We start from the raw sequence: 26,684 nt of genomic DNA on the forward strand, positions 1-26,684 counted from the left end.
GACCGGACGACCTCACGGCGGGAGAAAAACCGATGGCACGGCCGCGCACCCCCCTGCTCGACCGGCGGCGGATCGCCACGACGGCCCTGCAACTGGTCGCGGAGCAGGGCGAGTTCAGTGTTCCGCAGATCGCGCGGGCGCTCGGCGTGCAGACGGGCTCGGTGTACCACCACGTGGACGGCCGGGCGGGGGTGATCGAGCTGATACGGGAGCTGGTGTGCGACCGGATCACCGACGAGGCCCTCGCCCTGACCCCCTGGGACCGGGCCCTGGAGGAGTGGGCCCGCTCCTACCGGGCCGCCTTCGCCGCCTACCCCCGGGCCATCCCGCTGCTGATGACCAACCCGGTGCGGGCCCCGAAGGTCCTCGCCCAGTACGAGCAGGCGGTGGCCCTGCTGCGGGAGGCCGGCTTCGCCGAACCGGGTGTGATGCCGCTCCTGACCGCCCTGGAGAACCTGATCCTGGGCTCGGCCCTGGACCTCGCGGCGCCCGAGGCCATGTGGGAGCCGACGCCGCAGACCCCGCTGCTGGCCGGGGCCCTGGCGGCGGTGGGTCCGGGGCGGCGGGCGGACGCCGCGTTCGAGCTCGGGCTGGCGGCGTTCCTCGCGTACGCGCGGACCCTGCGGGGCGGGGGCCCGGAGTCGTAGGCTGCGGAAAACGATCTTTCCGGTTCCCCTGGAGGCCCGTCCGCATGGCTGTCGTCCACCGCACCACCATGACCCCCGGCAAGCTGGAACTCGTCGCCTCCTGGCTCCCGTCGCAGCCCTGGTACGAGGGACAGCCGGGCCGCGCACCGGAGTTGGCGAAGGCGGGCGGCTTCCGGCTCGACGACCCGGAGGGCGAGGTGGGCATCGAGTTCATGGTCCTCACGGACACGGCGGACGGCGTGACGTACCTCGTGCCCCTGACCTACCGCGGCGCCCCGCTGCCCGGCGGCGAGGCCGCCCTCGTCGGCACCTCGGAGCACGGCGTCCTCGGCACCCGCTGGATCTACGACGGCACGCAGGACCCGGTCCTGTCGGCCCAACTCCGCGCGCTGCTGCGGGGCGAGGCGGTAGCCCAGGACCAGAACGCGAGCGACGCCCCGGACCCGACGGTCCTGGTGGTCCCGGGCGAGGACGGCCCGGAGCTCGCCGTGACCCGCGTCCTGCGCGCGGCCGCCGGAACGGTTCCGGCCACCGCCCACGTCACGGCCACGTGGACGGACCCGGACGGCAAGCCGGCCCGGGGCGTCTTCGCGGCCCTGCGGGCGGAAGCGGAGTAGGACGTGTCGCGATCTTCGGGGCGGGGCAGGGTGCTGCTGGTTACCCCGAACCCGCCCTGGAGGTCGGCATGGCCCTACAGAAGAGCACAGTCGCGTTGACGGTCGTCGGCGTGGCCGCGGGCGTCGCGGCCTTCGTCGCCGCGTCGGGCAGGGACCGGGCCGCCGCCGAACGACAGCTCGGCTGGGGCCACTCCGACAGCAATGCGTGCGACATCACGGGCAGCTACGGCACCGAGAGCGGCCGAAGCACGGCCGCCCGCGCCAACGGCCTCTGAGGCGTCAGCCGGCTGCGGCGTACCGCACGAAACCGGTCCAGGTGTCGGGGGCCACCGCCAGGTGGCCCCCGTCCACGTCCTTGGAGTCCCGCACGAGGACGGCTTCCGACACGACCGCGACCTCGACGCAGTTGGGGCCGTCGTTTGTGCTGTAGCTGCTCTTCGTCCAGGCGACTTCGACGCACTCGTTGCTGTCGCTGGCGCTGTAACTGCTCTTCACCCACTCCAGTGCGGAAAGGTCGCCGACCGAGGGCTTGATGCTCATGTCTCTCCCAGCACTTTCTCGATGAAGGCCCTCGACTGCCGTGGGTTGAGGGCCTGTGAACGGATGATCCCATACCGGAGTTCGAGGAGTTGGGTGTCCTTGGCGTCGGTGATCAGGCGGGTCGGTAGCTGCGCCTCTACGTATCCGATCGTGGAACCATCCCTCAACTTGAGCACTTGGAGATGGCCGCCCATCCCGGCATGGTCCTCGGAGTCTGTCGGCATCACCTGGATCTCGACGTTGCGCAGCTGGCTGATCTCGAGCAGATGCTCCAACTGCCTGCGGAGTATGTCCCGCCCACCGATGGTCCGCTCCAGCGTGACCTGCTCCAGCACGAAGGTCAGCACCGGCGACGGCCTCCGATGGAACACCTCCTGCCGCGCCACGCGGGCGGCGACGTACCGCTCCACTTCGTCCGACGAGAACGCTGGCCTCCGCACTTCGTACAGCGCCCGCGCGTACTCCTCCGTCTGGAGCAGGCCGTGCAGGTTGTGGTTGCCGTACGCGCCCAGCTCCACCGCCTCGGACTCCAGCTTGGCAAGGTCCCGAACCTTCTTGGGATACCGGGCCCTTTCCACATCGGCCTTCATCGCGGCGAGCTTTCCGCCCCCGCCCAGAATCTCATCCGCCTTCTCCAGGTATTCCGGGCGAGGAATTCTCGCTCCCCGCTCGATTTTGTAGATGAGGTTCGGCCCGTATCCCATTCGCGCACCGAACTGCGCACGGTCAAGCCCGACCGCCTCGCGCCACATCTTCAACTGGCGTCCCACAGTGGCGATGACCGCCCCCGCTTCCTCCTCGGGATCAAGTTCCCAGCTCGATTCGGCAGACTCGTCATTGGCGTCTGTGTTCACTCCACCCCCAAGGGACAGGCGGGACAAGGCTGGACAGCCCGGGACAGTCGCCGTACACAGCGACCTCTCCCCTGTTCAGATTACGCACGCCTGGACACGCTGAGTCACGTGAACCAGGAAATCACCTTCGTCGCCACCCTCCCCGCCGGCCCGCACGGCGCCCGCGCCGCCCGGCAGCTCGCCGCCGCCCAACTGACGGACTGGGGCCTTCCCTTCGACGACGCGGCGCAGGTCGTCGCCGAGCTCGCGAGCAACGCCGTCACGCACGGCCGTGTGCCCGGGCGCAGGTTCCGGCTCCGGCTCACCGCCACCGGCGCCACGCTCCGTATCGAGGTGAGCGACACCCGCGGCGAAAGCGAACCCCGCTCCACCAACGAACTCCCGCCCCACGACGCCGAATCCGGCCGAGGCCTCGTCATCGTCGCGGCACTCGCCGACAAGTGGGGGGTCACACGCGGCCCCGTACCACTGAAAACGGTCTGGGCGGAGATTGCTCTACCGGAACCCGAATCACCGGATCTGGGTTTCCGCGATCCGGTTGCCCGGGGGACGGCGATCCGCGACGTAAACCCCTTTTAAGACCTAGGGAAAGGACCCTTCCCAACCAAACCCCGCCCGCTCACTCGGTCGGGTGAATACGGCCAACCCGGCTGGCGCATATGACAATTCACAGGGCAGGCTCGGCCTCGACAACCCCCACACACGCGAACGGCCCCCGACGGGACTGCCATCCCGGCCGAGGGCCTCACCGCTCAGGAAGAAGAGACCTTCCCATGGCTGAACAGCAGCCTAGCGCGCCCTCACGCCCTCCGTACGGCATTCGCAGGCCGGGTGTCGGGCACGAGAACCAACGTGAGCGCGAGCGCTACGTGAAGATCGGCAACCACCTCGTCCAGCACCGCGAGTTGAGCCTGACCGCGATCGGCCTGTCCGCGCACATCCAGTCCCTGCCCACCGGTGCCGATGTGTCGATCAAGGCCCTGGCCCAGCGGTTCACCGAGGGCGAGACCCGCATCGCCTCGGCCCTGCGGGAACTGGAAGCCCACGGCTACCTGTCCCGCACACGCGAGCGGCTCCCGTCGGGGCAGGTCGTCACCCGTACGGTGTCGTACAACGTCCCGCTCGCCATGCGGCTGGACGCGGCGGCGCCGGCCGACCGGGCCCCCGCTCCTGCACCGCGCTCGGTTCCGGCAGCCCCGGCCGCGGAGCCGACGTACGAACCGACTCCCGCACCGGCCACCCGCCCCAAGGCGGCTCCGCCGCTCCCCGCTCCCGCGAACCCCGGGGAACACCAAGAGGCCGCCGACCTGCTGGCCCGCCTCCGCCTGCGCGACCCCCGCCTGCTGCTCTCGGAGCGCGACGTCGCCCGCCTCGCGCCCGGCGTCACCACCTGGCTGGAGCGCGGCATCACCCCCGCCGCCGTGAGCGGCACCCTCGCGGGCTGTCTCCCGCTGGAGCCGATCCGGTCCCCCGCCGCCCTCCTGGCCCACCGCCTCAAGGTGCTGCGCCCGCCCGTCCTCCGGGCTCAACCGGTCGGCGGCCCCAGGACGGCGGACCTACAGGTCCATCCCCTCCAGACCTGTGACGGCTGTGACCGCGCGTTCCGCTCCGCCACCCCCGGCCACTGCACCAACTGCCGTACCGTGCTGGCCGCGTGAGCCGCTACTACGCGAGGAGTCCCCGCAGGACCGGATCCGCGTCGTCGTCGAGGGTCGTGGCGATGTGGGCCAGTTCCGCGCGGCGCTGCGCGTCGGCCCGTGCGATCAGGTGCCGGGCCCACAGCCTCCGCTCCTCGTCGGTGACCCCGTACGTCTCGTTGAACAGCGCGTACGCGGCGTACCAGCGCACATCCCCGTTCTCGTCCTCGGCCAGCCTCAGGAGGGTCTCCACGACCCGCCGCTCCGTGTGGTCGGGATCGGCGAGGGCGGGCAGGGCGGCGGCGACCGCGAAACGTACCGGCTGGGCCGGGTGGGCCCGGTGGTCGCGTACCAGGTCGAGGGTCTCGCGTGCGCAGTGGTAGCCGAGGGTGGAGATCATCCAGTGGAGCACCCAGGGGTCGGGCTCGTCACGCATCTCGGCCGTGACGACGGCGATGGTCTGCGGGGTGAACGGCCGTCGCCCTTCGTCGTCGTACGGTCCCAGCTCGCGCAGCACTCGCGCACCCAGCTCACGCTCCACCGGGTCCTCGCCGGCCAGCAGCCGCGCCGCGCGGTCGAAGACCTCCCGGGTCGGACGGTCGTGCAGGGCGACCAGAAAGGGGACGGCGCCCTCGTCGTCGTCCGTGGCGACCTCGACCAGTGCCCCGGCGAACAGTTCGTCCGTCGTCGCGCCGTCTCCGCTCGACTCCGCAATCTCCTTCACAGGGCCATCGTGCCGAGTTGGCGGGCGCTGCGCACGAAGGATCGGACCATCGGACCGTGGGACTTCCCCCCAACGATGTGACCCGGGTCACCACCTGGGCGCCGATGAGTTCGGCGGTGACCTCCGGTCATACATGCGACGAGGTTCCAACGCCGCGAGCCCGACCCCCGGGTGGGAGCGGCGCACGAGGAAGGCATGCGATGACCCACACGATCAGCCCCTCCGCCGCCGCGGCCACGGCCGCCCCCACCGCCGCCCCGGCCTCGGCCCACGGGCTGCTGACGTGCGCGGTCGTGGCGGGTCCGCTGTTCCTGGCCGTGGGGATCGCCCAGGGCCTCACCCGTGAGGGCTTCGACTTCACCCGCAACGCCATCAGCCAGCTGAGCCTCGGCGACCCGGGCTGGATCCAGAGGGTCAACTTCCTCGTAACGGGCGCCCTGTTGATCGCCGGAGCGATCGGCATGCGCCGCGCGCGGTCCCAGCGCCCCGGCCATCGCGCCGCGCCCTGGCTGGTCGGGGTGTTCGGCGCGTCGTTCCTGGTCAGCGCCGCCTTCTCGGCCGACCCTGGGGCCGGTTTCCCGGTCGGCACCCCCGATTCCGCCACCCCCGTGCTGAGCGCCCACGGCACGGTCCACATGCTCGGCGGCATGATCGGCTACCTCGCGCTGTGCGCCGCCTTCTTCGTCCTGGCCCGTCGCTTCGGCGCCGAGGGGCGGCGGGGCTGGGCGGTCGCGTGCCGCGTGCTCCCGGTGGCCGTCCTCGCCGGATTCGCCGGATCGGCCGTCTCCGTACTGTCCTTCACGGCAGGGGCCTCGCTCGGCCTCGTCGGACTGGCCGCGGTGACCGCCGGACTGACCCGCCGCTAGCCCCTCACGTCCACCCAGCACCCCCACCCACCGCTACGAAAGGCACGGACGGCATGTCGGACTCACTGCGGGGCGCCGCGTACTTCCCCTCGATCGAGAAGAAGTACGGCCGTCCGATCTCGGAATGGAAGGAGCTCATCCGCTCCTCCCCCCTGACCAAGCACATGGAGCTCGTGGGCTGGCTCAAGTCCGAGCACGGCCTCGGTCATGGCCACGCCAACGCCCTGGTCGCCCACACCCGGGCCGAGGACGAGGCCCAGTAGGGCGCCGGCGCCGGACGACGACGTTCCACAAGACGCCCCGCGTCCCGGGCAACCGAATCCGAACAGGAGGTGGTCAAGAGGTCGAAGGGGGTGGCGATGCACGCCGAGCAAGAAGCTCATTTCCAATCGTTCGTGGCAGCGCGCTGGACTCACCTGGTGCGCACCGCGTACCTGCTGACGGGCGACCCGCACGACGCGGAGGACGTGACCCAGACCGCGCTCGCGAAGGCGTACCGCTCATGGCGGCGGGTGGCGCGCATGGACAGTCCGGAGGCGTACGTACGCCGGATGCTGGTGACCTGCAACAGCGACCGGTTCCGCAAGCGCCGGGTGAGGGAACGGCTGACGGACGCCGTCCCGGACACGTCGGTGCGCGACAACGCCGTGGCCTGGGCCGACGAGCGCAGCGTCCTGATGGACGCCCTGGCGGAGCTGCCCGCCCGGCAGCGGGCGGTGGTGGTGATGCGGTACTGGGAGGACCTCTCGGAGGCCGAGACCGCCGACGTCCTCGGCTGCTCCCCCGGAACCGTCAAGAGCCAGGCCTCCAAGGCCCTGGCGAAACTCCGCGCCTGGCCCGGCATGGAACAGTTCGCCACGGTCACGACGCGCACCACGACACGTACGACGACGAAAGAGAGGGCGGGCCTGTGGACGGCAACGGCGACTTCGAAGTGAACCTGCGGGACCGACTGATCCTCGACGCGGCGACCGTACGCCCCTCGTCCGCGCCCTTCCCGGAGATCCTGCGGCAGGGGCGCACGGAGCAGCGGCGGCGCAGACTGGCCGTCGCCGGCGCGGCGCTGGCCGTCCTCGCCCTCGTACCGGCGACGGCCATCGCCCTGGGCAGCGGCGAACCGTCGTCCCGCGTCTCCGCGGCGGGTGCCACCACGCCCCCCACCACCGCGCCTCAGGCCCCGCCCCCACCCAACGGACCGGCCGCCCCCGCCACCCCCGGGCAGCTCGCCGACGGCATCACCCTCCAGTCGGCGGCCACGGGGCTGGAGCAGTGCCTCGCCATGGACGCGGAACACCGCGCCCCGGAGGGGGCCACGCCATGGCAGGACCTGGGCAAGGCCGCCGACTACCGGATCCTCCTCGCCCACCGCAGCACCGGCAACGACAACAGCCCCGGCGACGGCCGCTTCATCGTCGCGGTCAAGGACACCCCGCTGCCCACCCGCCTGATCTGCACCGTCAAGGACGACAAGGCGAGCGGCCTGAACACCTCCGTCGGCAAGGACGACGCCCCCGGCGACCGGGCCGTCGTCCCGGACATGAACGGCGGCAAGCTCTACCTCCAGCGCCTGAGCACGGAGGGCCCCTGGAAGCTCCCCTACCGCTGGGGCAGCATCGGCAGGGTCGATTCCCGTATCAGCCGCGTCACCGTGACGTACGGCAACGCCACCGCGGAGGCCGCCCTGGACCACGGCTGGTTCGCCGCGACGGGCACCCTGGAACAACGCGTCACCGAGGCCCCCCGCATCAAGGGCTACGACGCCCAGGGCAAGGAGATCTACGACTCCGACACCGACAAGTACTACGACAAGCCCATCCCGTAGCCCGGGCCCGTCCCCCACGGGCCCCCGCCGCCGCACAGGGGTCGGCGGCGAGGGGCCGGGGGCTTGTGTGGCGACGGAGAGCGTATTCAACTCCCGGTCGCCCTCACCCCCACCTTGATCGTTACTCCCGCTTGGCGAGGACAGGCTCGTTCTCGCCCACGCGTGACGCCTGCGTGGGTACACCGGGCAGTGAGGTGGTGGTCCGATCCCGGGCGGGCGCAGGTTCGGGAGCCTCCAGCGGAATCCGGCGCGCCACGGTTTTCAGCACTCGCCGGCCCAGGTTCTGGAAGGGCAGCTCCACCAGGCGGTAGGCCAGCCAGCTCAACAGCGTCAGGGCGGCCATGAACGTCGTGAACTGCAGGGCCCGGCCCGTCCAGCTCTCGATGGGTGCGTGTCCCGCAAGGATCCAGTTCATCGCGTGGATGACGGGGTTGTGCAGGAGGTAGAGCGAGTAGCTGATCGCGCCGAGCCAGCTGAGCCAGCGCGGGAAGCGGCGCTTGCGGAGCAGCATGCCCGCGGCGAAGACCGCCCACGCGGCGATGTAGGCGAACGACCAAGCCTTCCAGGAGTCGCTCCAGGTCTGCCAGAGCGCCCAGCCGTGGTTGTACATGTACCCGGTGAGGAATCCGCAGACGATGACGAAGCCGCAGGACAGCAATGCCTGGGTCCGTTCGATCTGGCCGCGCTCCATCCGGTACAGCACGGTTCCGGAGAACATCGTCGCGAAGATCATCATGGTCTCGAACGCCGCGGATCGACTGTTGAGGCCGATCAGCACCAGCCCGAGGGCCCCGAGGAGCAGACCGCCGAGCTTGATCAGGGCCTGCCTGCCGGTCATGATGCACGCCATCGCCATCACCACGACGGTGGCGCAGGCGAGGACGAGGTGCCGCTTCGCCGACAGATCGACGGAGAGCGCGCCGAGAGCGATCCAGCCGCCCAGCACCAGCGCCACCGCCGCGAAGCCGACGGCTATGGGTGCGCTCCTGCGGTGCCGGCCGAGCACGAAGAGTGCCGTGACGAAGTAGTAGAAGACCATCTCGTAGGTGAGGGTCCACAGCACTCCGAGGGCGTTGGGGACGCCCATCAGATCCTGCAGCAGGAGCCCGTTGGCCGCGAGCGAGAGAAGCGGATGGTCGTAGGCCCAGCCCGCCACCACCGTGTACTCGCGGGGCAGGATCAGCAGCGAGGCGACGAAGGTGACGATGACGACCGGGTAGATCCGGAAGGCACGGCCTATCCAGAACCCCCGCACGTCACCGCGCCGCTCCAGCGAGGCGGGGATGATGTAGCCGCTGACCAGGAAGAACAACATGACGCCGAAGACGCCGAGGTCCAGGTAGTTCGGCACCTCGTTGCCGTGGGGCACCCAGCGGAGCGGCAGCTTCAGGTGGTGCATCACGACGGCCAGGGCCGCGATGCCACGCAGGGCGTCCAGCCAGCCGAGCCGCGACGCGGAGACAGAGCCGCTCTTCGGCGCGGCCGACACCCGACGCCTGCCGGCTATCCGGATCGCTTTCATCCGTGGAGGTTACATGCGGTGGCACATGCCGAAACCCTCTTGGCTACGTGACCTCGGCTACGCCCCGTAGAACAGCTCGTCCACCACCGCGCGGGCCCGGCGGGTGATGCGGCGGTAGTCGTCCAGCATTTCGCCGACCGTGCCCTCCGCGTAGCCGAGGTAGCGGCCGACCGCCGACAGTTCGCGGGCTTCCGAGGGGAAGGTGTCGCCCGCGCGGCCGCGGACCAGCATGACCGCGTTGCGGACCCGGGTGGCGAGGACCCAGGCCTCGTCGAGGATCTGGGCCTCCTCGGTCGGGATCAGGCCGGCCGCGTGGGCAGCGGCCAGGGCCTGGCGGGTGCGGGTGGTGCGCAGGCCCGGTTCGGACCAGGCGTGCCGCATCTGGATGAGCTGGACGGTCCACTCGACGTCGCTGAGGCCGCCGCGGCCGAGTTTGGTGTGGAGGGTGGGGTCGGCTCCGCGGGGCAGGCGTTCGGATTCCATGCGGGCCTTGAGGCGGCGGATCTCGCGGACCGCGTCCTCGCCCAGGCCTTCCATGGGGTAGCGCAGCGGGTCGATGAGGTCGATGAAGCGGCTGCCGAGGTCGGCGTCGCCGGCGACCGGTTCGGCCCGGAGCAGGGCCTGGCTCTCCCAGGTCAGGGACCAGCGGCGGTAGTAGGCGGCGTACGAGGACAGGGTGCGGACCAGGGGGCCGGAGCGGCCCTCGGGGCGCAGGTCGGCGTCGATGAGCAGGGGCGGGTCGGCGGTGGGGAGCTGGAGCAGGCGGCGCATTTCGGCGATGACGGTCTGGGCGGCCTTGGCCGCTTCCTGCTCGTCGACGCCCTCGCGCGGTTCGTGGACGAAGAGGACGTCGGCGTCGGAGCCGTATCCCAGTTCGTGCCCGCCGAAGCGGCCGACGCCGATGACGGCGAAGCGCGTGGGCAGGGTGTCGCCCCATTCGGACTGGACTGCGGCGCGCAGGGCGCCGGCGATGGTGGCGGCGGTGAGGTCGGAGACGGCTCCGCCGACCCGGTCGACGAGGGCTCCGTGGTCCTCCTCGGCCGGGCTGTCCTCCGTACCGTACGAGCCGATGATGTCGGCGGCGGCGGTCCGGAAGAGCTCGCGGCGGCGGACCCCGCGCACGGCGGTGACGGCGGCCTCGGCGCTGTCGGCGCGGCCGACGGCGGCCATGACCTCCTGTTCCAGGGCCTCGCGGCTACGAGGCTGCAGCCCTTCGGGGTCGCCGAGCAGGGCGACGGCCTCGGGGGCGCGCATCAGCAGGTCGGGGGCGAGGCGCCCGGCGGACAGGACGCGGGCGAGGTTCTCGGCGGCGGCGCCCTCGTCGCGCAGGAGGCGCAGGTACCAGGGGGTCTTGCCGAGGGCGTCGGAGACCTTGCGGAAGCCGAGCAGGCCGGCGTCCGGGTCGGCGGAGTCGGCGAACCAGCCCAGCAGCACCGGCAGGAGGGTGCGCTGGATGGCGGCCTTGCGGGTGACGCCGGAGGCGAGGGCTTCGAGGTGGCGCAGGGCGGCGGCCGGATCCGCGTACCCGAGGGCTTCGAGGCGCTGGCCGGCGGCGAGCGGGGAGAGCCTGGTCTCGCCGGGGGTGAGCTGGGCGACGGCGTCGAGCAGCGGGCGGTAGAAGAGCTTCTCGTGCAGGCGGCGGACCACGGAGGCGTGCCGGCGCCAGGCCTTGTTGAGTTCGGCGACGGGTTCGGTGCGCAGGCCGAGCGAGCGGCCGAGGCGGCGCAGGTCGTCCTCGTCCTCGGGGACGAGGTGGGTGCGGCGCAGTCGGTAGAGCTGGATGCGGTGTTCCATGGCGCGCAGGAAGCGGTACGCGTCGTGGAGTTGGGCGGCGTCGGCGCGGCCGACGTAGCCGCCGGCGGCCAGCGCGTGGAGGGCGTCGAGGGTGGTGCCGGAGTGCAGGGTGGCGTCGTGGCGGCCGTGGACGAGCTGGAGGAGCTGCACGGCGAACTCGACGTCGCGCAGGCCGCCGGGGCCGAGTTTGAGTTCGCGGTCGACCTGGGCGGCGGGGATGTTGTCGACGACGCGGCGGCGCATCTTCTGGACGTCGGCGACGAAGTTCTCGCGTTCGGCGGCCTGCCAGACCAGGGGGCTTATGGCGTCGACGTACTCGGCGCCGAGATCGGGGTCGCCGGCGACGGCGCGGGCCTTGAGCAGGGCCTGGAACTCCCAGGTCTTGGCCCAGCGTTGGTAGTAGGCCAGGTGGGAGGAGAGGGTGCGGACGAGGGGGCCGTTGCGGCCCTCGGGGCGGAGGTTGGCGTCGACGGGCCAGATGGTGCCCTCGACGGTGGTCTCGGAGCAGATCCGCATGAGGTGGGAGGCGAGGCGGGTGGCGGCTTGGAGGGCCTTGTGCTCCTCGGTGCCGTTGGCGGCCTCGCCGACGAAGATGACGTCGACGTCGGAGACGTAGTTGAGTTCGTTGCCCCCGCACTTGCCCATCGCGATGACGGCCAGGCGGCACTGGGCGACGTCCTCGGGGGCGGCGGCGCTCGCGATGCGCAGGGCCGCGCGGAGCGTGGCGGTGGCGAGGTCGGCGAGTTCGGCGGCGGTCTCGGCGACGTCGATGGTGCCGCAGACGTCGCGGGCGGCGATGGAGAGCAGGCAGCGGCGGTAGGCCACGCGCAGGCCGACGGGGTCGTGGGCGTCGGCGAGTCCGCGCTCGAAGTCGGCGAGGCCGGGGTGCAGGTCGGCGGCCTCGTAGGTGACCAGGGCCTGCCAGTCCCGGGGGTGGCGGGTGAGGTGGTCGCCGAGCGCTTCGGAGGCGCCGAGCACGCCGAGGAGCCGGTCGCGCAGGGGTTTGGCGGCGACGAGGGTGTCGAGGAGGAGGGGCCGCTCTTGGGGGGTCTGCGCCTCGGCGAGCCGTACGAGCCCGAGGAGCGCGAGGTCGGGGTCGGCGGTCGCGCCCAGGGCGTCGAGGAGCACCGGATCGGTGCGTACGGATGCCAGCGCTTCGTTCTCCAGCAGCCGGGCGGCGGTCTGCGGGTCGGTGAATCCGCTGCGGAGCAGCTGGATGAAGGTGCTGTTCCTGCGTCCCGGGACTGTCATCCCGTCGCCTCCTGGGTCGTCGCTGCCGCCGTCTGCCTGGGGCGAGCCTAGCCGGAGCGGCGTTCGAGGCACGGGATGATCAGCGACGTATCATGAGGCGACTTATCTGACTATCTGAATGTTTAGTTCCCCTTGGGGCCCGCTCCCCGCCAACCGGCCAGGAGGAGCCCCGTGCAAGAGCGTTCGGCTGCCGGCCCCCACCCCGAATACGACACCGGGGCGGTCAGCGGTTCCCGATCCGGATCCCCTTCCGGATCCCGGTCCGAATCCCGGTCCGAATCCCGGCCCCGGTCCGAGTCCCGATCCCGGTCTCGTTCCCGGTCCCGGTCCCCGGAGGACGTGCCCGGCCGCGGGGCCCGGCGCCGGGCCCGCCGCCGGGGCGGGCGCGGCGCGGGCATCGGACCCGGACCCGGATCCGGACCCGCCGCGGAGCGGGACCGGCACCACCGGGCCGCCCTCGTCAAGGTCGTCGCGTTCGTCGCCGCGACCCTCGCCGGCAGCATGCTCGTGCTCCGCGGCACCGACGCCCTCGACCGGCTCGACCACCCCGCCCCGTCCGACGGCAGGGCCGTCGCCCCCGCCGCGGTCGCCGACGCGCCCGATCCCGGGCGGGTGCTCCAGATCGTCGCGCACCCCGACGACGACCTCTACTTCATGAATCCGGACCTGCGTTACTCCATAACCGCCGGCCACCCCGTGACCTCGGTCTACCTCACCTCGGGCGAAGCCGACGGCATAAACGCCGTCGCCGCCAAGGAGAAGAGCACCCGCCCCGACAAGCCCGCCTACGCCGAGGCCCGCCAGAACGGCATCCGCGCCGCCTACGCCCAGATGGCCACCGGCGACCGCACCAGCGCCTGGAAGCGCACCGTCGTCCCGACCAAGGGCGGCGCCCAGGCGGAGGTCGACGTCCTCGTCGCCAAACCCCACGTCAACCTGGTCTGGCTGCAGATGCACGAGGCGGGCAACGTCTACGAGCCCGTCACCGACAGCCTCCACGGCCTGTGGGACGGCAAGATCCCCCGCCTGGAGTCGATGCTCGCCTCCGGCACCCCCGTCAAGCAGCGGTTCGCGTACACGAAGGAGCAGGTCGTCCAGACCCTCGTCGGCGTACTGGAGCAGTACAAGCCGACGACCATCCGCGCCCAGGACCCCACCCCCGGCCGCTTCCCCGACACCAAGCGGTACACCGACCACCAGGACCACTTCTACGGCGCCCGCTTCGTGCAGCTGGCCACCGCCGCGTACGCGAAGGACGTCAAGGACCGCCCGCACTTCGCGCTGCAGAACTACATCGGCTACTTCAACGGCTCCCTCCCCAGCACCCTGGACCCGGGCGAGGCGAAGGAGAAACTGGACAGCCTGGACACGTACTCCTGGCTCGACCGGCAGAACCACTGCGGCAGCGCCGCCGGTTGCGGCGACCTCAAGGTCGCCGACCACCCGGCGGGCAACCGGTGGACGGACACCGTCAACTACGCCCGGGGCAACGGCACCTCCTGGCTGACCTCCGACGAGGACCACGGACTGTGGGCCTTCAAGGTGCTCGACGGACAGGTCGCCGTCTGGCACCGCGCCGGCATCGTCGGCCCCTGGACCGGCCCCACCCTGCTGCCCGGCACCGGCATGGACCCGGGCATGTCCACCCTCACCCTCAAGGACGGCCGGATCGCCGCCTTCGGCACCCGCACCTCCTTCGGCGCCAAGCCGGCCGACTACCGGCGCGAGGTCGTGTACGCCGTCCAGCGCGCCCCCGGCGCGCGGGAGTTCGGGGAGTGGCAGTCCCTCGGTACGCCCGAGACCGTCGACGAGACGTGGACCTCCGACATCAGCGCCCCCGCCGTCTCGCTCGACGGCACCGGGCAGGCGGCGGCGTACGTCCGCGACGGGGCGGGCACCCTGCGCGGCACGGTGCAGCGCGCGGACGGCAGCTGGGGCCCGTGGGAGCGGTACGGCGGCGCCGACCTGCACGGCACCCCGGCCACCGCGACCGACGGCGCCGGGCGGCGCATGGTGTTCTCCACGACCTCCAAGACGGTGCTGGGCTGGGTGCAGCCCAAGCCGGGCGCCCCGCTGGGCCCGGCCACGGCCACCGGCCTGCCCGACACCACGCTGCCGCTGACGGCGGCGGGCCGCGAGGGCGGGGTGCGGCTGTGGTTCCGCAAGCCCGGATCGGGCAACGTCCGCACCGCGCTCGTCACCGGGACCGACGGACTGAAGGTGAACAACCTGACCGACCTCGGCGGGCTCCAGGGCTTCGGCGCGGTGACGGCGAGCGGGCACGTACTGGCGGGCCGCACGGCGGGCGGGCAGCTGGGCTCGGAACTCGGGCGGGACCGGCCGTGGGAGCGGTCGCCGCTGATGTTCGTGGGCGCGCCGTCCTCGACGACGACCGGCAGGGGCATGGTGAGCCTGGCCGTGGTCGGGCTCGACGCGCGGCTGTACGTGACCTCGTCGGCCGACGCCCCGGACGCGCGGCTGGCGCCGTGGCAGCCGGTGGGCCCGCGCAACACGGCTCCGTAGGAACCGGCCGTCGGGGTCCGTGCACCAGCACGCACAACGGCACACCACCGCACAGAACGGCACACCACCGCGCACAAGGGCACACCACCGCATACCGGGCACCCGGTTGACCCGAGGAGCGGAGCAACTGCGTCCACATATTGGCCACATATCGGCACCAAAACCTCCACAGGGCACCATCACGTCCGGTCGTTTTCGAAATGCGGCGGTCATCCACGAAATCGGTGAACCAAGTCCGCCGATTTCGCCTCTCTCTGACTGATCAGCGGTTTTTCCCGCCCGGACCTGACCCCCCAAGGCGTGACCCAATGCCACTCACCCGTCGCCGTTTCGCGGCCCTGCTCACGGTGCTCACCGCGGGCACCACAGGCGTGTTCGCCGTGGCCGCAGCCCAGCAGACGTCGGCCGAGGCCACCCAGGACAAGGGTCCTGCCGCCGTGCTGCCCGCCAGCGTGACCGCCGGATCGGTCGTGCAGGTCGTCGCCCACCCCGACGACGACCTGTTCTTCATGAACCCCGACCTCGTCCGCTCCCTGCTCGCCGGCACCCCGGTCACCACCGCCTACCTCACCTCCGGCGAGGCCGACGGCGTCAACCGGGCCAACGGCGGCGCCGCCAAGGACCCGGACCAGCCCGCCGACCGCGCCCACTACGCGGAGGCCCGGCAGAACGGCATACGCTCCGCCTACGCACAGATGGCCACCGGGGACCGCACCAGCGCATGGCGCCGTACGGTGATACCCACGGCCGGCGGCGGACAGGCCGAGCTCGACGTGCTCATAGCGAAGCCGCAGGTCAACCTGGTGTGGCTGCAGATGCGCGAGGCCCGCAGCACCGGCGGCGACAACCCGGACAGCCTGCGCGGCCTGTGGAACGGGCGGATACCGGCCCTGGCCTCCCAGCTGACCTCCGGAACCCCGGTCAAGCAGCAGTTCACGTACGGCAAGTCCCAGCTGATACAGACGATATCCGGGGTCCTGGAGCGCTACCGGCCGACGACGATACGGATGCAGGACCCGACGCCGGGACGGTACGGGGACCCCGGCAAGTACACCGACCACCAGGACCACATGTACGGCGCCCGCTTCGTGCAGGCCGCCGCGGCGGACTACGCCGAGCGGGTCAAGGACCGTCCGCGCTTCTCCGTGCAGAACTACCTCGGCTACCACAACAGCACCCTGCCGCACGCGCTGGACCCGCAGACGGCCGACGTGAAGACCGGCTTCCTGAAGACCTACGCCTGGCAGGACGGCGAGAACTACTGCGGCAGCCCCTCCGGTTGCGGCGACCGCAAGGTCGCGGGCAATCCGACCGGCAAGAACTGGGCGCAGTCGCTGCGCTACAGCCGCGGTGACCTCACCTCCTGGGTGACGGAGGGCACGCCCGGCCGGCTCTGGGCCTTCGCCACCCTCGACGGGCAGACCGCGTACTGGACCCGGACCCCGGCCGGCGTCTGGACGGGCCCCGCGCTCCTCCCCGGCACGGGCATCGACCCGGGCGCCGGGGCCGTGCGCCTCCCCGACGGCCGCGTCGGGGTCCTGGCCACCCGCACGACGCTGGGATCCGTACCGGCCGAGTACCGGCGCGAGGTCGTGTACGCCGTCCAGTCCGCGCCCGACGGGCCGTTCGGGCCGTGGCAGTCGCTGGGCACCCCCGAGCGGACCGACGAGGAGGGCACCTCCGCGATCAGCTCCCCCTCGGCCGCCGTCGACGCGAACGGCCTCGTCACGGTCTACCTGCGCGACTCCCGCCGCACCCTGCGCGCCTCGACCCAGCGGGCGGACGGCGGCTTCTCCGAGTGGCACCGCGTGGGCGGCGAGGACCTCCAGAGCGACCCGGTGACGGCGGTCGACTCCGCGGGCCGGCGCCACGTGTACGCCACCACCACGAAGTCGGTCCTGGCCTGGACCCAGCCCACCCCGACTGCTCCCCTGGTCGGCCCCTTCGAGACGGGCCTGCCCGCCACCACGGTCCCGCTGACGGCGGCCCCGGACGGCGCGGGCGTCCGCCTGTACTTCCGCCGCCCGGACTCGGGTGTCGTCCGCACGGCCCTGGTCACGGCCACGTCCGGCAAGCCCCAGGTCTCCAGCGTCGCGGAGGCCGGCGGCCGGGCCGGCTACGGCGCGGTCGGCGTCGCGGGCCGCCTCGTCTCGGGCCGCGCGGACACCGGGACGATCAGCACGACGGGCCTCGGCGGCCCCCCGGCGTGGACGGAGTCCGCGATGCTCTACGCGGGCGCCCCGGGCGCGGTCCTGGAACTCTCCGGAACGACGACGGCGGTCCTGGGCCTGGACGCGAACCTCCACATCACCACCACCCCCAGAACCCCGACGACCCCCACCTGGCACCGCGCGGTCCGCTGAGGCCCGTACGACCACGCAACGCGAAGGGGCCGCCGGTCACACGACCGCCGGCCCCTTCGCGTCGTCCCGCCGAACCGCGGTTACAGCACCGGGAGGTTCTTGCGGAGTTCGAAGGCCGTGACCTCCGAGCGGTATTCCTCCCACTCCTGCTTCTTGTTGCGCAGGAAGTCATGCCCCTCTCGGCCCACCAGCCAGGTCCCTCACTGACCCAACCCCGGCCAGCCTCCGAGCGGCCGTCACTGGTCGTCCTCGGTGGCCACCGGCCCCCCTCCGACGGCCCAGCGACGGCCCAGAAGCGAGGGCTGGCGGTCCAGGATCCACTCAACGATGGCACATAGCTCCGGAGCGCAGGCACCTACCAAAACCGGTAAGTGCCGAAGCTGATCCCAGGCTTCCGCCTGACCTACTCCTCGTCTGTCCCCGACACCGTGAGCTCGAAGAAGAACGGCGACGGCTTGTCGATCCTCGCACGCTCCAAGAACAAGCCCTCGTAGTGCTGCAGCAACTCCATGCCGTAAGCGTGCTCCGGGCCTTTCTCCTCCTCCGTGAAGCTGACGAGGAGCAGGTCTGACCAGCCGCCTGCAGCTGACCACACCAACACGTGCAACGGCGCAAAGTACATCCACACGGCGTCGATGCCCTCTGGCGGATCGAGCGGCGCCAGGGCATGCGATATCAGCGGCTGAAAGCACTCCACATACGGCCGGTCGAAGAAGTGCGACACGATGAACGCCACCCTCGCCCGGTCGGGCGAGGACTTGTCCCGCAACTGTCCGGCAGCCTTACCGATCATGGCGGCGGATGCCTCGATGACGTCGTTCGCAGACACCACCTGCCCCAGATGCGCCGGCGGCTTCTCCTCCCCCCGTTCCATCGCCCGGGTGGCCGCTGGAAGGTACTTCTCTCGAAACGTCCCGGGTACCGACTTCACTTCGAAGTCGGCGAACTCGATATCGTCCCGTCCGAGCAGAGTTTTCAGGTGAAGCCTGTCGGATGCCTTCAGGTCGAACGTCAGATCCACGCCCCCGTCGACGTCGACCGCGGCCGGCACCGCATTGAGGTACGCGGTCGCCAGCATCGCCGCGAGATGCTCCCCTGAGGCCAGCTTCATGGCGTTCAACGTCTCAGGTGGCAGGTGCTCCGAGAGCACCGCCGTCGCCGCGTCCATCACGTCGTGGCTGATGGCCACGACGTGGGTGCCGACGGAGGCGTCGAGACTCCTAGCGATGTCGTCGTTGATGCTGTCGCTCATGGGCCGAAGTGTGGCACCACGCAGACATCGCCCACGATGGATTTGACGTGGTTGCTCTACTGGCTGCCTTCTGCCTCGGTTGGGGAGAGCGGCCGGGGCGGGCCTGCCAGCTTTACGGAGGTGCAGCCTTGGGTGCCGCGCCAGCGTGGCAGCTACGTCATGACTCCAGATTCAGGCGGGCGCGTCGAGTCCACTCCTCAAGCCCCGTATTGAGTCCAGCCATTGCTGCCTGCGCTCGGGTCTGTGGGGGGCTGGTGTCTTGGTACGCCCAGATGGCCTCAGCGAAATTCGACACGTCGTTGATCGCCTGCAGTGCGAGCTTCATCAAATTCTCGGCCTGCTCCGCTTCATCAGTGTCTACGGACAGTCGGAGGGCTGACTCGCGGAACCACAGAGTCTTAAAGCTTTCTGTCATTGCCTGCTTGGCTCCCGTCAAATCTGCCTCTGGTCCACCTGCGCCCCCGGAGTTCTCCTCGGCCGCGCAGCAAGTGGCATACATGTGAGCAATTGCCATGCGCACAGCCTCGATCTGTCCGAGGAATGAGGCGTAGGCCTCTCGCCGAACCTGCCAGATTGCCTCCTGGCGTTGTCCGGCAAATTGCGCTTGAACCCCAGCCAAGGCTGCTTCTACCTGGCCTGCTGCAGCTCTGCGAGCGCCAAGCCACCCCATCCACGCAGTGATGACAACTCCGCCAACACCGATACCCGCAGCCCATACGGCTGCCGCCCCCTGGTCCATGCTGCGAGATTATGCCGACCGCAGGGGCTGCTGTGTATGGAGCGGTAGTGCTGGACTTCGCAGGTAGGTCAGCCCGCAGGTTGCTGCGGGCTGACCTCTTGGCCGTGCTCCAGGTAGCTGACGCGTCCCTCGCTGCGAGCGGTTGCCGCGGCCCTGATGCGGCGCGCCAGCCTGGGGATGGTGAGGTCGTCCACGGCTGCGAGGGAGTGGTAGGCGTATGCCCGGATCTCGAGGCTCTCCAGTCGGATCTCCTGCTCAAGCTCGGTGCTCAAGGTGCCGCCATCGAAGATGTAGAGGACCTTGTCTCCCTCGGCCGGGCTGGGGGCCCAGTCCACAGCGAGCAATCGCCCGATGGCCGGCGCGATGCCCAGCTCTTCCTGTACCTCCCGCACGCATGCTTGGAGCGGGGACTCACCGGTCTCGACGTATCCACCCGGGATGTCCCGGTAGTCCTTGTACGTCGGCTCAAGCAACAGGACCTGGCCGTGGTCATCGAAGAACAGCGCACCCGAGGCCATCCTCGGGTGCGCCATTTTTGCCTCGTGCTCGTTCTCGCTCACGAGTCCGAGCCTACCCAGGTCACACCACGCGGAGCCTGTCGGCCAGGTCGGCTACCGGCTGCGTCGGCCGCCCCCGGGTTCCTCGGACCCAGCCAAGGACGAGTTCCCGGCTCATGTAGTGGTGCCGGACCTGCTCGGGAGCGAGCTGTTCGGCCTCCAACACCATGGCGAGTGCGTCGTCCGTACGGTTCCAGGCGCTGAGCGCGCGGGCCACCTCCAGGTTGTGCCGGACCCGGCGCTCTACGGGGAGGCCACTCGTATCCACCATCGGGCCGAGTTCCGCAGCCACCTGCATGTCGCCGAGTTCACCGGCCGTCGCCACACGGTGGATGGCGACGTTGGTCGGGCCAAAGGCGGTCCACATGTGATTCGCATCCGAGCCGAGCCGAGAGGCCATCGTCTCGGCCTCTCGCAGGAATGCTTGGGTCGCGGCCCGGTCCTCAGCCCTTGCCGCCGCCATGGACCCGGTGAGGAACAGCGTGCCGTACACGGACAGGTAGGCCGGGGTGGCCTGGCTCAGGCCGGGCTCCAGGAACCCGGCGGCGTCATTCACGAGCTGGACGGCGGTCTCGAAGCGCCCGGTGGACAGCAGGCAGTGTGTGACGGACCGGAACAGGGATGCCGTGATGACGTGGTCGCCGCTCTGCTGCGCAGCGGCAAGTCCGCGATCTGCTGCGATCCACGCGAGTTCGTTCTCTCCGAGCTTGCCGAGCACCATCGCGGCGCCCTGGTAAGTCATTGCCAGGAGCCCGTTCGCCTCCTCTCGCTCGGTTCCCGAGCAGGCCCGCACGGCGAGCAGAGCATCCGCGAGCAGCAGCGGAATCTGCCGCGCGGCAAACCCGTAGCGCGACCCCTGGTAGGCGTCCCAGACCTCGCCGACGTCGGATCGCAGAGCGACGAGTGTGGGCGGCTCGCCGTCGGCCGGCGCGCCGATGAGCGGGGTGAGGAGCCGGTAGTCCATCAGTGCTTCACGCAGTGCGGGGACCGTGCCGCGGCCCGACTCCTTCGACCACTCCATCAGCATCGGCTCCCCGATGAGGTCCCCGATGGAGACGTCGAGTGCATGGGCGAGCGCTCGGATCACGGACAGGCGGTCGAGTTCGATGCGGTTGTTCTCGGCTTTACCGAGCCAGTCGGCGGTACGGCCGACCAGGCCGGCAAGGACTTCTTGGGACAGGCCTCGGCGGTGGCGGTACCAAGCAACGCGTTCGCCGGTCGTCAGGTGCTGCGTCATTCCTCGCATGTCTTCAGCCTCACCTCGGTTCGCGAAGTGACCCCGGAAGGAATTTCCGGGGTCCTGCTGCGGGGGCCCCATAGCGTCGTGGACGTCCGATGCGGAACGTCCTGAGTGTCAACGGGGAGGCGCAGTCATGGCCCTGAGCGTTCGTGAGCGAAACCAGATCAAGGCAGCTCTTCACCGGCTGTCCGGCGATGTGCACGATCTGACCCGGAGGGTGGAGCGAGTTGCCCGAGCAGTCAATCCGACTTCCGCGTCCGCTCAACCTGCTGGAGCCGCTCATCGAGACCTGACAGGTGAGTTCGGATCGCTTCGAGCTCCCGCATGATCGCGGTGAACTCCGCGCTGGGCTCATCCACCGCCTGCCCCTCCGACTGGACGCGCACGAAGTACCCGCGCGTCGAGTCCGGGCGGACAACGCCCCGCTGAGCGAGTAGCTGAAGTGCCTTGGTCGCCGTACCGGCGGCTACGCCGTAGCGCTCGGCGATCGTCCGGACGGCCGGCAGCTTCGTTCCAGGCTCGTACTTGCCCGCCTCGATGTCCCGTTGCAGGTCATCCGCGATCTTCTCGTTCACGCGGCGGGCGGCATCAGAAGTCGGCGTCATGCCACCGATGGTAACCGGATTCCCGCCAGCTCAACCGGCACAACTGACACAACCTGTTGTGCTGGTTGTACCAGTCGTGCTAGAACAATCTCGTTGGCTCGGCCAACACGCTTCACCGAACGACCAGGAGCCCCGTAGGGGCCAGCTCCGATGTGCCCGCAACACCTATTGGCGTCCGGCGTGTCCCGCTCTTGCGGGAGCCCGTCAGGGTTACCGAACCCGTCGGAGAGCCACCGGCTCTTCCTTGAGAACTCAACAGTGTGGCCACCGCCTCCTTTAGCTGAAAAGGCGGTCAGCGCGGCAAAGGCTCGCGCACTCGACCACCGCAGCAGCATGCTGCGGCCGGTTGCCTCCTCCGCCCGTCCACCGCCCTGCGCGGTGAACGGGCGGGGTTGAGGGGAGCCGGAGTTCTTCCCGCTTCACAACGACGTGCAGCCCCGGTGCTGGAACACCGGGGCTGCTGTTCGGGCCCGTTCCTGCCTGAGAGGAGCAAGACCCAATGAAGTCCATCGTTGCACGTCACACGGGTGTTACCCCGCTTCCGGTCGACCTGGAGCCGACGGACGCGGAGCTGAACGAGATCGAGGCCGAGATGGACGTGGTCCTGGCCGAGGTCGAGTTGCTGGACGCGCTGATCGTCCTGCTGGACCGGCCGGCGTCGGAGTTCGACGGCCGCCGGATCCGCCGGGCCCACAACCGGGTGCTGAGCGCCCGCCGGGACGCGGCCAACCGCGCCGCCGGTACGCAGGTCTCGGGGGACGCGGCATGAGCGAGCGCACCGTAGCGGCTCACGTCGACCTGCTGCACGCGATCGTGGATGCGCTGCACCTGCCGCTGCCGTCGATCGAGGTGGCGGACGAGCGGCTCTACTACCGGCTGCTGGAACGCCGGGCGCTCGCCGTGCGGATCATCATCGAATCGAACCGCGCTGTCACCCGGGACCCCCGGCTGGCCGCGGACGCGATCCGCACCCGGACCGCCGAGGAGCCCGTCACCTACACCCCGTTCAAGTTCGACAAGAACGGGGACGAGCGGTGACCGGCCACCCGTTGACGGGAGCGCAGAAGGCTGTCCTTGGCCTCGCGTTCGCCCCGATGCTCGCCACGGGCGCGGCCGGCGGGTACGGCACGTACTCCAACATCAAGGGCGTCTACAACTCCGGTACCGCGCTCGGTGCGGTCGCGGCCGGTGAAGGCGCCACGGCGGTCCTGGCGCTGGTGTTGCTGGGGTTGACCATGCTGGGGCAGTCCTCTCCGGCCGTGGTCCGCGCCGGGCTGTGGGCACTGCCGGCCGCCGCGTCGGTCATGTCCGCCGTCGCCGCCCCGGACGGACCTCGCACGGTCATCTACGCGATCACCCCGCTGGGCATGTCTGTGTCGGCCGAGGGCATGGCGTTCCTGGCTCGCCGGATCGTGGTCCACGTCGACGGCCGGGACGCCGAGGCGGAAGCCCAAGCGGCGGCCGTGGTCCAGGCCCTGGCCTATCACCGCGCCCGCGCCGCCAACCACCCCGACGCGAAGGTCCGGAAGCGTTCGGACCGGGCGTCGTGGCGCCTGGCTCGCAAGGTCGGCACCGCGGACACCACGCTCGGGGCCCGGCTGCTGGATGTGCAGCGGGAACGGATCACCACGGGCGCGGACGTCGCCCTCGGCGACATGTTCGCGATCACCGTCACGCGCCCGGTCGAGCCCGTCACGGGTGGGCGTGACGCCGTCACGGCGGCCGTGACTCCCGCTCTTCCTCCGGCACCCGAACGGGATGCTCGGGAGGATGCCGTCACGGGTGGGTGTGACGGGGAAGACACGCAGGTCAACGACCCGCTGAGCGGCCTGGAGAGTGAAGGCGTCACGCCTGCCGTCACGCCCGTGACGCTCGACCAACTCGCGGCCATCGCCGGGGTTTCCACGCCGCTGATTGGCGAGCCGTTGACCGACGAGCAGATCGTGGTTGTCCTGCGGTACCTGCGCTACTCCGTCGACCCGCCGCTGTCCTACAGGCAGACCGCCGCCGCGTTCCGGGAGTCCGGATTCACCGGCGGCGAAGCCCGCATCCGGGGCGCCTGGGCCATCCTCATGGCCCAGGAAGAAAGCCCCCGATGACCACCCGCTACTCCTGGCGCCTCGCCCCGGACGGGCTGGCCACCCGCCGTCAGCTCCGCGCCCTGGGTCTGCGTCCCGGTGGCCAGGACGTCGTCGCGCAGGTGGAGCGGCCCCGCCGCCGGCGCGGCCCGCTGGTCGCCTACCTGTACCGCATCGACCTGGCCCAGCCGGTCCGGCCGATGACCGAACGCCAAGCCGCGGCCCTGGCCAAGGCCAACGCGGCCCGCCGCTGGTGCCCGACCTGCCGACGCGACGCCGGATACGTGATCCCGGCATCCCTTGGCATGTGCGTCCCCTGCGCGGACGCCCCGCACCACGCCGCCGCCTGAACACCCCCTCACTTCAAGGAGTTCCAGTGACCTCCCAGACCTCCACTTCCGCCAACAACACCCAGGCCGCCGAGCAGGGCTCCCACATGTGGGTCATGACCCTGGAGAAGCCCGGCCGGGGGATGACCACGCAGTACGGGACCTGGACGCCGCCCGCCGGCGCCACCCGCCACGACGTGTTTGCCGCGCTTCGGGGCCACATCGTGGCCGAGCACCCGGAGATGGCCTCCGCCAACACCATCTTCTTCAGCCTGGAGCCCAACCGGCTCTGACCCTGTACGAACCCGAGCACCGGAAGGAGGAACCACCATGTCCGGCATCGACTGGGACGCGGAGTTCACCCGCATGAACCCCGCGGCCCCGGAGAAGCCCAGCACGTCGTCCAAGTTCTCCGCCACGATCGGCAAGATCGGCGGGGTCCGCCGCAACACCGCCGCGCTCGCCGTGTGCGGAACGATCGCCGTCCTCGCGGTGTGCGGCACGGTCGTAGCCGTCACCGGCATGCAGCGAGAGCAGGCCGCCCAGGACCGCGCGACGGCCAAGGAAAAGGCCGCGAACGCCCTGGTCGAGGCAGAGGCCGACAAGCAGCGGGCACAGACCGAGGAAGCCGCGGCCAAGACCCTCTACGAGCGGGAAATGGCCGTCTACCTGGAGTGCATGAAGATCCGGGCGGCGGCGGTCGCCAAAGCGGCCTCGTACGACGTCGCGAAGATCCCCGCCTGCGCCGCCCCCACCCTCGGCAGTGCGGCACCCAAGGCCAAGGAACCCACCGACGCCGGCGACTCCATCACCTCCAGCCCCTGGCTGTGGGTGGCACTCGTCGGCGGCGGCGGACTCATCGCCTACAAGAAGCTCTCCGCCCCCTCCAGCTCCTCCGGTTCCAGTGCGATCAGCCCCGCGAACAACAAGGGATTCACCTTCGAGAAGGGTGCATGAAATGACGCTCCAGTTCTTCGCCCTGGCCCTGTTCTGCTGGGCCATTTTCTTCACCTTCAAGAAGACGAAGGGAAAGCAGCAGTTGATCTGCCTGCTGCTGATCGTCTCCGGGATCTTCCTGCCGTACACGCCGTTCAGTGACGAGATCCGCAGCACTCTCGAATCGGTCTTCAACACGGCGAACACCACGGTCAACAACATCGGGTCGTCACGCTGAGCCAGCGTTCGCCCGGTTACCGGTTACCGGTTACAGCCCCCAGACGCCGGTTCGAACCGCCCTGTGGGGCCCGAACCGGCGTCTGTGGGGCCTGTAACCGGTAACCGGTAACCGCCTCCAACTACACAGTGTCACTGAAGGAGGGTCGTGGAACTCCTCGTTCTCCTCGCCATCACCTACCTCGTCGGTGTCAACAACACCCACGGCAAATACGAGAAGGCGGGAATCAAGAAACCCCCGCCGAAAACGAAAGGCGCATGGTCGCCGACCAGGGCGCCGGACACCTTCCGAAACGCCCCCTACAACGCTGCGGCGAAAGCACACTACGGACTCCTCGCGGGCGCCCATTGGGCCGGCGGCCTGCGTGACGGATGGCGGTCCGCCTACCTGAAGAAGCCAGGCATCGCACCCTCCGGTTCGCCTTCCACCACAGCTCCTCCCGGGCCCTCTACCCCTCCCCCGGGGGCCGCCGTGCCGCCGAATCCCACCACACCCCCGAAGCCCACCTCGCCTCCGCCGGCCCCGCCGCCGGGGCCCACCACGGCTTCGACACCGCCGCCCACTCCGCCTACTGCCGCGCCACCTCCGGGTCCGACCATCCCCCCGCCCGGCACCGTCCCCCCTCCTCCGACCATCACGCTCCCCACGCAGATCAGGAAGGACCCCGCGATGCAGCCCAACCCGCCCGTTCCGCACACCGCGACCGTCGACGACAAGGGCATCCACGTCACCACCGCCGCCGGGAAGTCCCGCACCTACAGCGGCGGTGAGGTCATCACCCTGACCCAGGTCATCGACCTCGCCGAAGGCGCCGCCACCCTGTGCCAGACCAGCTCCGAGACCTGCCTGGAACTCGTCGACGAGTCCACGCAGCTCGCCGCGGACTGCGACGCCCTGATCGCCGAGATCACCGAGAAGGACGTCGGCGCGAACCTGATCGGCAAGTGCGAGCACCTCAAGGAGCAGCTCGACCTCCAGGCCGCCGCCGCCACCAAGCTCCACGACCAGATCCAGGGCGGCGAGGAAGCCTGCCGCACCGCCTCCGCGAACGCCGAAGTCCGCCACGGTCAGATCTTCCGGGCCGTCGCCGACTCCCCGCTGACCAAGCCCGCCGAACGCGACTTCTACAACGCCCGATAGACGAGGAGCAGCCCGCATGTCCGTCACCGAATCCCTCAAGGACGCCGCAACGTACGCGGCCCTGCGCACCAAGCTCGCCTGGCTCACCCACCAGGTCCACTCCCACGCCGACACCGTCACCAAGCTCGCCTCCGACGTCGACGACACCGCCGAGCAGATGCAGGACGCCTCCGAAACTATGAAGGCCCTAGCGGTCGATGACGCGACCACCGCCGAGTTCGCGGACGCCGCCCTGACCATGACCGGCGCCAAGGACGCCGCCGGCGCCTACACCGCCGCGGCGGACAGCGCGGCCGCGGCCGCCGACGACGCGAAGACGACCGTCGAGTCCGACCACGGAGGCATCGCCGACGCCGTGGACACCTCCCCCGTCGACATGGCTGAAGCCGCCTTCTACAGCCAGCAGTAAG

30 protein-coding genes and 1 pseudogene are annotated in these 26,684 nt (G+C 70.5%); 20 read left to right on the plus strand and 11 right to left on the minus strand.

Features of this window, described 5'->3' with window-relative positions; translation table 11 throughout:
- Positions 1-32 precede the first annotated feature (32 nt).
- The 3 genes from ACFYZL_RS29750 (at position 33) to ACFYZL_RS29760 (ending at position 1,539) form a co-directional block, all read left to right on the plus strand.
- Positions 33-647 (plus strand): TetR/AcrR family transcriptional regulator, encoded by a 615-nt coding sequence (locus tag ACFYZL_RS29750; protein ID WP_384746075.1) that lies wholly within the window; start codon positions 33-35, stop codon positions 645-647.
- A 44-nt stretch (positions 648-691) separates the two neighbouring features.
- The gene (locus ACFYZL_RS29755) at positions 692-1,264 is read left to right on the plus strand and encodes a 1,4-alpha-glucan branching protein (RefSeq protein ID WP_388683143.1); all 573 of its coding nucleotides are present in this window, start codon (positions 692-694) and stop codon (positions 1,262-1,264) included.
- 68 nt (positions 1,265-1,332) lie between these two features.
- On the plus strand, positions 1,333-1,539 hold the full coding sequence (locus tag ACFYZL_RS29760; protein ID WP_388683146.1) for a hypothetical protein: 207 nt from the start codon (positions 1,333-1,335) through the stop codon (positions 1,537-1,539).
- A gap of 4 nt (positions 1,540-1,543) precedes the next feature.
- On the opposite strand, the gene ACFYZL_RS29765 is transcribed toward ACFYZL_RS29760, so the two are convergent.
- Together ACFYZL_RS29765 and ACFYZL_RS29770 are read right to left on the minus strand one after the other, a co-directional pair.
- Positions 1,544-1,804 (minus strand): DUF397 domain-containing protein, encoded by a 261-nt coding sequence (locus ACFYZL_RS29765; RefSeq protein WP_388683148.1) that lies wholly within the window; start codon positions 1,802-1,804, stop codon positions 1,544-1,546.
- Entirely contained in the window at positions 1,801-2,658 is an 858-nt protein-coding gene (locus ACFYZL_RS29770) for a helix-turn-helix domain-containing protein (RefSeq protein WP_388683150.1), read from the minus strand. Before ACFYZL_RS29770 ends, ACFYZL_RS29765 begins: the two co-directional genes overlap by 4 nt.
- Positions 2,659-2,766: 108 nt before the next feature.
- Here ACFYZL_RS29770 and ACFYZL_RS29775 point away from each other — a divergent pair, with 108 nt between their 5' ends.
- A complete protein-coding gene (locus tag ACFYZL_RS29775; RefSeq protein ID WP_388683152.1) occupies positions 2,767-3,237 on the plus strand; it encodes an ATP-binding protein in 471 nt (156 codons plus the stop codon).
- Between the two features lie 194 nt (positions 3,238-3,431).
- Complete coding sequence (locus tag ACFYZL_RS29780; RefSeq protein ID WP_388683154.1) at positions 3,432-4,316, plus strand: helix-turn-helix domain-containing protein; 885 nt, start codon at positions 3,432-3,434, stop codon at positions 4,314-4,316.
- A 7-nt stretch (positions 4,317-4,323) separates the two neighbouring features.
- Here the strand turns inward: ACFYZL_RS29780 and ACFYZL_RS29785 are convergent, their stop codons facing one another.
- Positions 4,324-5,019, minus strand: a complete 696-nt coding sequence (locus ACFYZL_RS29785) for a HEAT repeat domain-containing protein (protein ID WP_388683156.1) — start codon at positions 5,017-5,019, stop codon at positions 4,324-4,326.
- A 200-nt stretch (positions 5,020-5,219) separates the two neighbouring features.
- Between ACFYZL_RS29785 and ACFYZL_RS29790 the strand changes: the two genes are divergently transcribed.
- The 4 genes from ACFYZL_RS29790 to ACFYZL_RS29805 all read left to right on the plus strand — a co-directional run bounded on the left by ACFYZL_RS29790 (position 5,220) and on the right by ACFYZL_RS29805 (position 7,707).
- On the plus strand, positions 5,220-5,885 hold the full coding sequence (locus tag ACFYZL_RS29790) for a DUF998 domain-containing protein (protein WP_384746081.1): 666 nt from the start codon (positions 5,220-5,222) through the stop codon (positions 5,883-5,885).
- A 53-nt stretch (positions 5,886-5,938) separates the two neighbouring features.
- Positions 5,939-6,148, plus strand: coding sequence for a DUF4287 domain-containing protein (locus tag ACFYZL_RS29795; protein ID WP_384746082.1), 210 nt, complete (start codon positions 5,939-5,941; stop codon positions 6,146-6,148).
- A 96-nt stretch (positions 6,149-6,244) separates the two neighbouring features.
- Positions 6,245-6,823 carry a SigE family RNA polymerase sigma factor gene (locus ACFYZL_RS29800; protein ID WP_384746083.1) on the plus strand — a complete coding sequence of 193 codons (579 nt, stop codon included), beginning with the start codon at positions 6,245-6,247 and terminating at the stop codon, positions 6,821-6,823.
- Positions 6,796-7,707, plus strand: coding sequence for a hypothetical protein (locus ACFYZL_RS29805; RefSeq protein ID WP_388683160.1), 912 nt, complete (start codon positions 6,796-6,798; stop codon positions 7,705-7,707). The genes ACFYZL_RS29800 and ACFYZL_RS29805 overlap by 28 nt, the downstream gene beginning before the upstream one ends.
- 121 nt (positions 7,708-7,828) lie before the next feature.
- Here ACFYZL_RS29805 and ACFYZL_RS29810 read toward each other — a convergent pair whose 3' ends face one another.
- Together ACFYZL_RS29810 and ACFYZL_RS29815 are read right to left on the minus strand one after the other, a co-directional pair.
- Positions 7,829-9,229, minus strand: a complete 1,401-nt coding sequence (locus ACFYZL_RS29810) for an acyltransferase family protein (RefSeq protein ID WP_388683162.1) — start codon at positions 9,227-9,229, stop codon at positions 7,829-7,831.
- A gap of 57 nt (positions 9,230-9,286) precedes the next feature.
- A complete protein-coding gene (locus ACFYZL_RS29815) occupies positions 9,287-12,274 on the minus strand; it encodes a bifunctional [glutamine synthetase] adenylyltransferase/[glutamine synthetase]-adenylyl-L-tyrosine phosphorylase (protein WP_384746086.1) in 2,988 nt (995 codons plus the stop codon).
- A gap of 339 nt (positions 12,275-12,613) precedes the next feature.
- Between ACFYZL_RS29815 and ACFYZL_RS29820 the strand changes: the two genes are divergently transcribed.
- Complete coding sequence (locus tag ACFYZL_RS29820) at positions 12,614-14,797, plus strand: PIG-L family deacetylase (protein WP_388683165.1); 2,184 nt, start codon at positions 12,614-12,616, stop codon at positions 14,795-14,797.
- A 308-nt stretch (positions 14,798-15,105) separates the two neighbouring features.
- Entirely contained in the window at positions 15,106-17,160 is a 2,055-nt protein-coding gene (locus tag ACFYZL_RS29825; protein ID WP_384746088.1) for a PIG-L family deacetylase, read from the plus strand.
- 80 nt (positions 17,161-17,240) lie between these two features.
- Here ACFYZL_RS29825 and ACFYZL_RS29830 read toward each other — a convergent pair.
- The 6 genes and pseudogenes from ACFYZL_RS29830 to ACFYZL_RS29855 form a co-directional block, all read right to left on the minus strand.
- A pseudogene (locus ACFYZL_RS29830) lies at positions 17,241-17,327 on the minus strand (glutamine synthetase); the annotation flags it as partial.
- A gap of 236 nt (positions 17,328-17,563) precedes the next feature.
- Entirely contained in the window at positions 17,564-18,412 is an 849-nt protein-coding gene (locus ACFYZL_RS29835; protein WP_388683167.1) for a hypothetical protein, read from the minus strand.
- 157 nt (positions 18,413-18,569) lie between these two features.
- Complete coding sequence (locus tag ACFYZL_RS29840; RefSeq protein ID WP_388683170.1) at positions 18,570-19,151, minus strand: hypothetical protein; 582 nt, start codon at positions 19,149-19,151, stop codon at positions 18,570-18,572.
- A 68-nt stretch (positions 19,152-19,219) separates the two neighbouring features.
- On the minus strand, positions 19,220-19,711 hold the full coding sequence (locus ACFYZL_RS29845) for an NUDIX domain-containing protein (protein ID WP_388683172.1): 492 nt from the start codon (positions 19,709-19,711) through the stop codon (positions 19,220-19,222).
- Positions 19,712-19,730: 19 nt separating this feature from the next.
- On the minus strand, positions 19,731-20,945 hold the full coding sequence (locus tag ACFYZL_RS29850) for a helix-turn-helix domain-containing protein (protein WP_388683174.1): 1,215 nt from the start codon (positions 20,943-20,945) through the stop codon (positions 19,731-19,733).
- A 242-nt stretch (positions 20,946-21,187) separates the two neighbouring features.
- Positions 21,188-21,553 carry a winged helix-turn-helix domain-containing protein gene (locus ACFYZL_RS29855; RefSeq protein WP_388683176.1) on the minus strand — a complete coding sequence of 122 codons (366 nt, stop codon included), beginning with the start codon at positions 21,551-21,553 and terminating at the stop codon, positions 21,188-21,190.
- Positions 21,554-22,052: 499 nt separating this feature from the next.
- On the opposite strand from ACFYZL_RS29855, the gene ACFYZL_RS29860 reads away from it, so the two are divergent.
- From ACFYZL_RS29860 to ACFYZL_RS29900, 9 genes are all read left to right on the plus strand, one after another.
- A complete protein-coding gene (locus tag ACFYZL_RS29860; protein WP_388683179.1) occupies positions 22,053-22,322 on the plus strand; it encodes a DUF6284 family protein in 270 nt (89 codons plus the stop codon).
- Entirely contained in the window at positions 22,319-22,591 is a 273-nt protein-coding gene (locus ACFYZL_RS29865; RefSeq protein ID WP_388683181.1) for a hypothetical protein, read from the plus strand. The genes ACFYZL_RS29860 and ACFYZL_RS29865 overlap by 4 nt, the downstream gene beginning before the upstream one ends.
- A 56-nt stretch (positions 22,592-22,647) precedes the next feature.
- Positions 22,648-23,652: a hypothetical protein gene (locus tag ACFYZL_RS29870; protein ID WP_388683184.1), complete on the plus strand. Its 1,005-nt coding sequence runs from the start codon at positions 22,648-22,650 to the stop codon at positions 23,650-23,652.
- The gene (locus ACFYZL_RS29875) at positions 23,649-23,981 is read left to right on the plus strand and encodes an RRQRL motif-containing zinc-binding protein (RefSeq protein WP_388683187.1); all 333 of its coding nucleotides are present in this window, start codon (positions 23,649-23,651) and stop codon (positions 23,979-23,981) included. The genes ACFYZL_RS29870 and ACFYZL_RS29875 overlap by 4 nt, the downstream gene beginning before the upstream one ends.
- A 26-nt stretch (positions 23,982-24,007) precedes the next feature.
- Positions 24,008-24,253: a hypothetical protein gene (locus ACFYZL_RS29880; protein WP_388683189.1), complete on the plus strand. Its 246-nt coding sequence runs from the start codon at positions 24,008-24,010 to the stop codon at positions 24,251-24,253.
- 37 nt (positions 24,254-24,290) lie between these two features.
- The gene (locus ACFYZL_RS29885) at positions 24,291-24,917 is read left to right on the plus strand and encodes a hypothetical protein (protein WP_388683192.1); all 627 of its coding nucleotides are present in this window, start codon (positions 24,291-24,293) and stop codon (positions 24,915-24,917) included.
- Position 24,918: 1 nt separating this feature from the next.
- Complete coding sequence (locus ACFYZL_RS29890; RefSeq protein ID WP_388683195.1) at positions 24,919-25,134, plus strand: hypothetical protein; 216 nt, start codon at positions 24,919-24,921, stop codon at positions 25,132-25,134.
- A 669-nt stretch (positions 25,135-25,803) separates the two neighbouring features.
- On the plus strand, positions 25,804-26,274 hold the full coding sequence (locus ACFYZL_RS29895) for a hypothetical protein (RefSeq protein WP_388683198.1): 471 nt from the start codon (positions 25,804-25,806) through the stop codon (positions 26,272-26,274).
- A gap of 16 nt (positions 26,275-26,290) precedes the next feature.
- The gene (locus tag ACFYZL_RS29900) at positions 26,291-26,683 is read left to right on the plus strand and encodes a hypothetical protein (RefSeq protein ID WP_388683201.1); all 393 of its coding nucleotides are present in this window, start codon (positions 26,291-26,293) and stop codon (positions 26,681-26,683) included.
- Position 26,684: the final 1 nt, after the last annotated feature.

It is taken from the genome of Streptomyces sp. NPDC001717, assembly GCF_042892775.1.
Classification (GTDB): Bacteria; Actinomycetota; Actinomycetes; order Streptomycetales; family Streptomycetaceae; genus Streptomyces.

Coding starts and splice junctions, on each gene's coding strand:
- ACFYZL_RS29900 (WP_388683201.1), top strand. CDS start 26,291: ATGTCCGTCACCGAATCCCTCAAGGACGCCGCAACGTACGCGGCCCTG.
- ACFYZL_RS29780 (WP_388683154.1), top strand. CDS start 3,432: ATGGCTGAACAGCAGCCTAGCGCGCCCTCACGCCCTCCGTACGGCATT.
- ACFYZL_RS29875 (WP_388683187.1), top strand. CDS start 23,649: ATGACCACCCGCTACTCCTGGCGCCTCGCCCCGGACGGGCTGGCCACC.
- ACFYZL_RS29795 (WP_384746082.1), top strand. CDS start 5,939: ATGTCGGACTCACTGCGGGGCGCCGCGTACTTCCCCTCGATCGAGAAG.
- ACFYZL_RS29800 (WP_384746083.1), top strand. CDS start 6,245: ATGCACGCCGAGCAAGAAGCTCATTTCCAATCGTTCGTGGCAGCGCGC.
- ACFYZL_RS29870 (WP_388683184.1), top strand. CDS start 22,648: ATGCTCGCCACGGGCGCGGCCGGCGGGTACGGCACGTACTCCAACATC.
- ACFYZL_RS29840 (WP_388683170.1), bottom strand. CDS start 19,151: ATGGACCAGGGGGCGGCAGCCGTATGGGCTGCGGGTATCGGTGTTGGC.
- ACFYZL_RS29790 (WP_384746081.1), top strand. CDS start 5,220: ATGACCCACACGATCAGCCCCTCCGCCGCCGCGGCCACGGCCGCCCCC.
- ACFYZL_RS29835 (WP_388683167.1), bottom strand. CDS start 18,412: ATGAGCGACAGCATCAACGACGACATCGCTAGGAGTCTCGACGCCTCC.
- ACFYZL_RS29825 (WP_384746088.1), top strand. CDS start 15,106: ATGCCACTCACCCGTCGCCGTTTCGCGGCCCTGCTCACGGTGCTCACC.
- ACFYZL_RS29855 (WP_388683176.1), bottom strand. CDS start 21,553: ATGACGCCGACTTCTGATGCCGCCCGCCGCGTGAACGAGAAGATCGCG.
- ACFYZL_RS29895 (WP_388683198.1), top strand. CDS start 25,804: ATGCAGCCCAACCCGCCCGTTCCGCACACCGCGACCGTCGACGACAAG.
- ACFYZL_RS29850 (WP_388683174.1), bottom strand. CDS start 20,945: ATGACGCAGCACCTGACGACCGGCGAACGCGTTGCTTGGTACCGCCAC.
- ACFYZL_RS29760 (WP_388683146.1), top strand. CDS start 1,333: ATGGCCCTACAGAAGAGCACAGTCGCGTTGACGGTCGTCGGCGTGGCC.
- ACFYZL_RS29750 (WP_384746075.1), top strand. CDS start 33: ATGGCACGGCCGCGCACCCCCCTGCTCGACCGGCGGCGGATCGCCACG.
- ACFYZL_RS29865 (WP_388683181.1), top strand. CDS start 22,319: ATGAGCGAGCGCACCGTAGCGGCTCACGTCGACCTGCTGCACGCGATC.
- ACFYZL_RS29860 (WP_388683179.1), top strand. CDS start 22,053: ATGAAGTCCATCGTTGCACGTCACACGGGTGTTACCCCGCTTCCGGTC.
- ACFYZL_RS29755 (WP_388683143.1), top strand. CDS start 692: ATGGCTGTCGTCCACCGCACCACCATGACCCCCGGCAAGCTGGAACTC.
- ACFYZL_RS29815 (WP_384746086.1), bottom strand. CDS start 12,274: ATGACAGTCCCGGGACGCAGGAACAGCACCTTCATCCAGCTGCTCCGC.
- ACFYZL_RS29765 (WP_388683148.1), bottom strand. CDS start 1,804: ATGAGCATCAAGCCCTCGGTCGGCGACCTTTCCGCACTGGAGTGGGTG.
- ACFYZL_RS29810 (WP_388683162.1), bottom strand. CDS start 9,229: ATGAAAGCGATCCGGATAGCCGGCAGGCGTCGGGTGTCGGCCGCGCCG.
- ACFYZL_RS29885 (WP_388683192.1), top strand. CDS start 24,291: ATGTCCGGCATCGACTGGGACGCGGAGTTCACCCGCATGAACCCCGCG.
- ACFYZL_RS29890 (WP_388683195.1), top strand. CDS start 24,919: ATGACGCTCCAGTTCTTCGCCCTGGCCCTGTTCTGCTGGGCCATTTTC.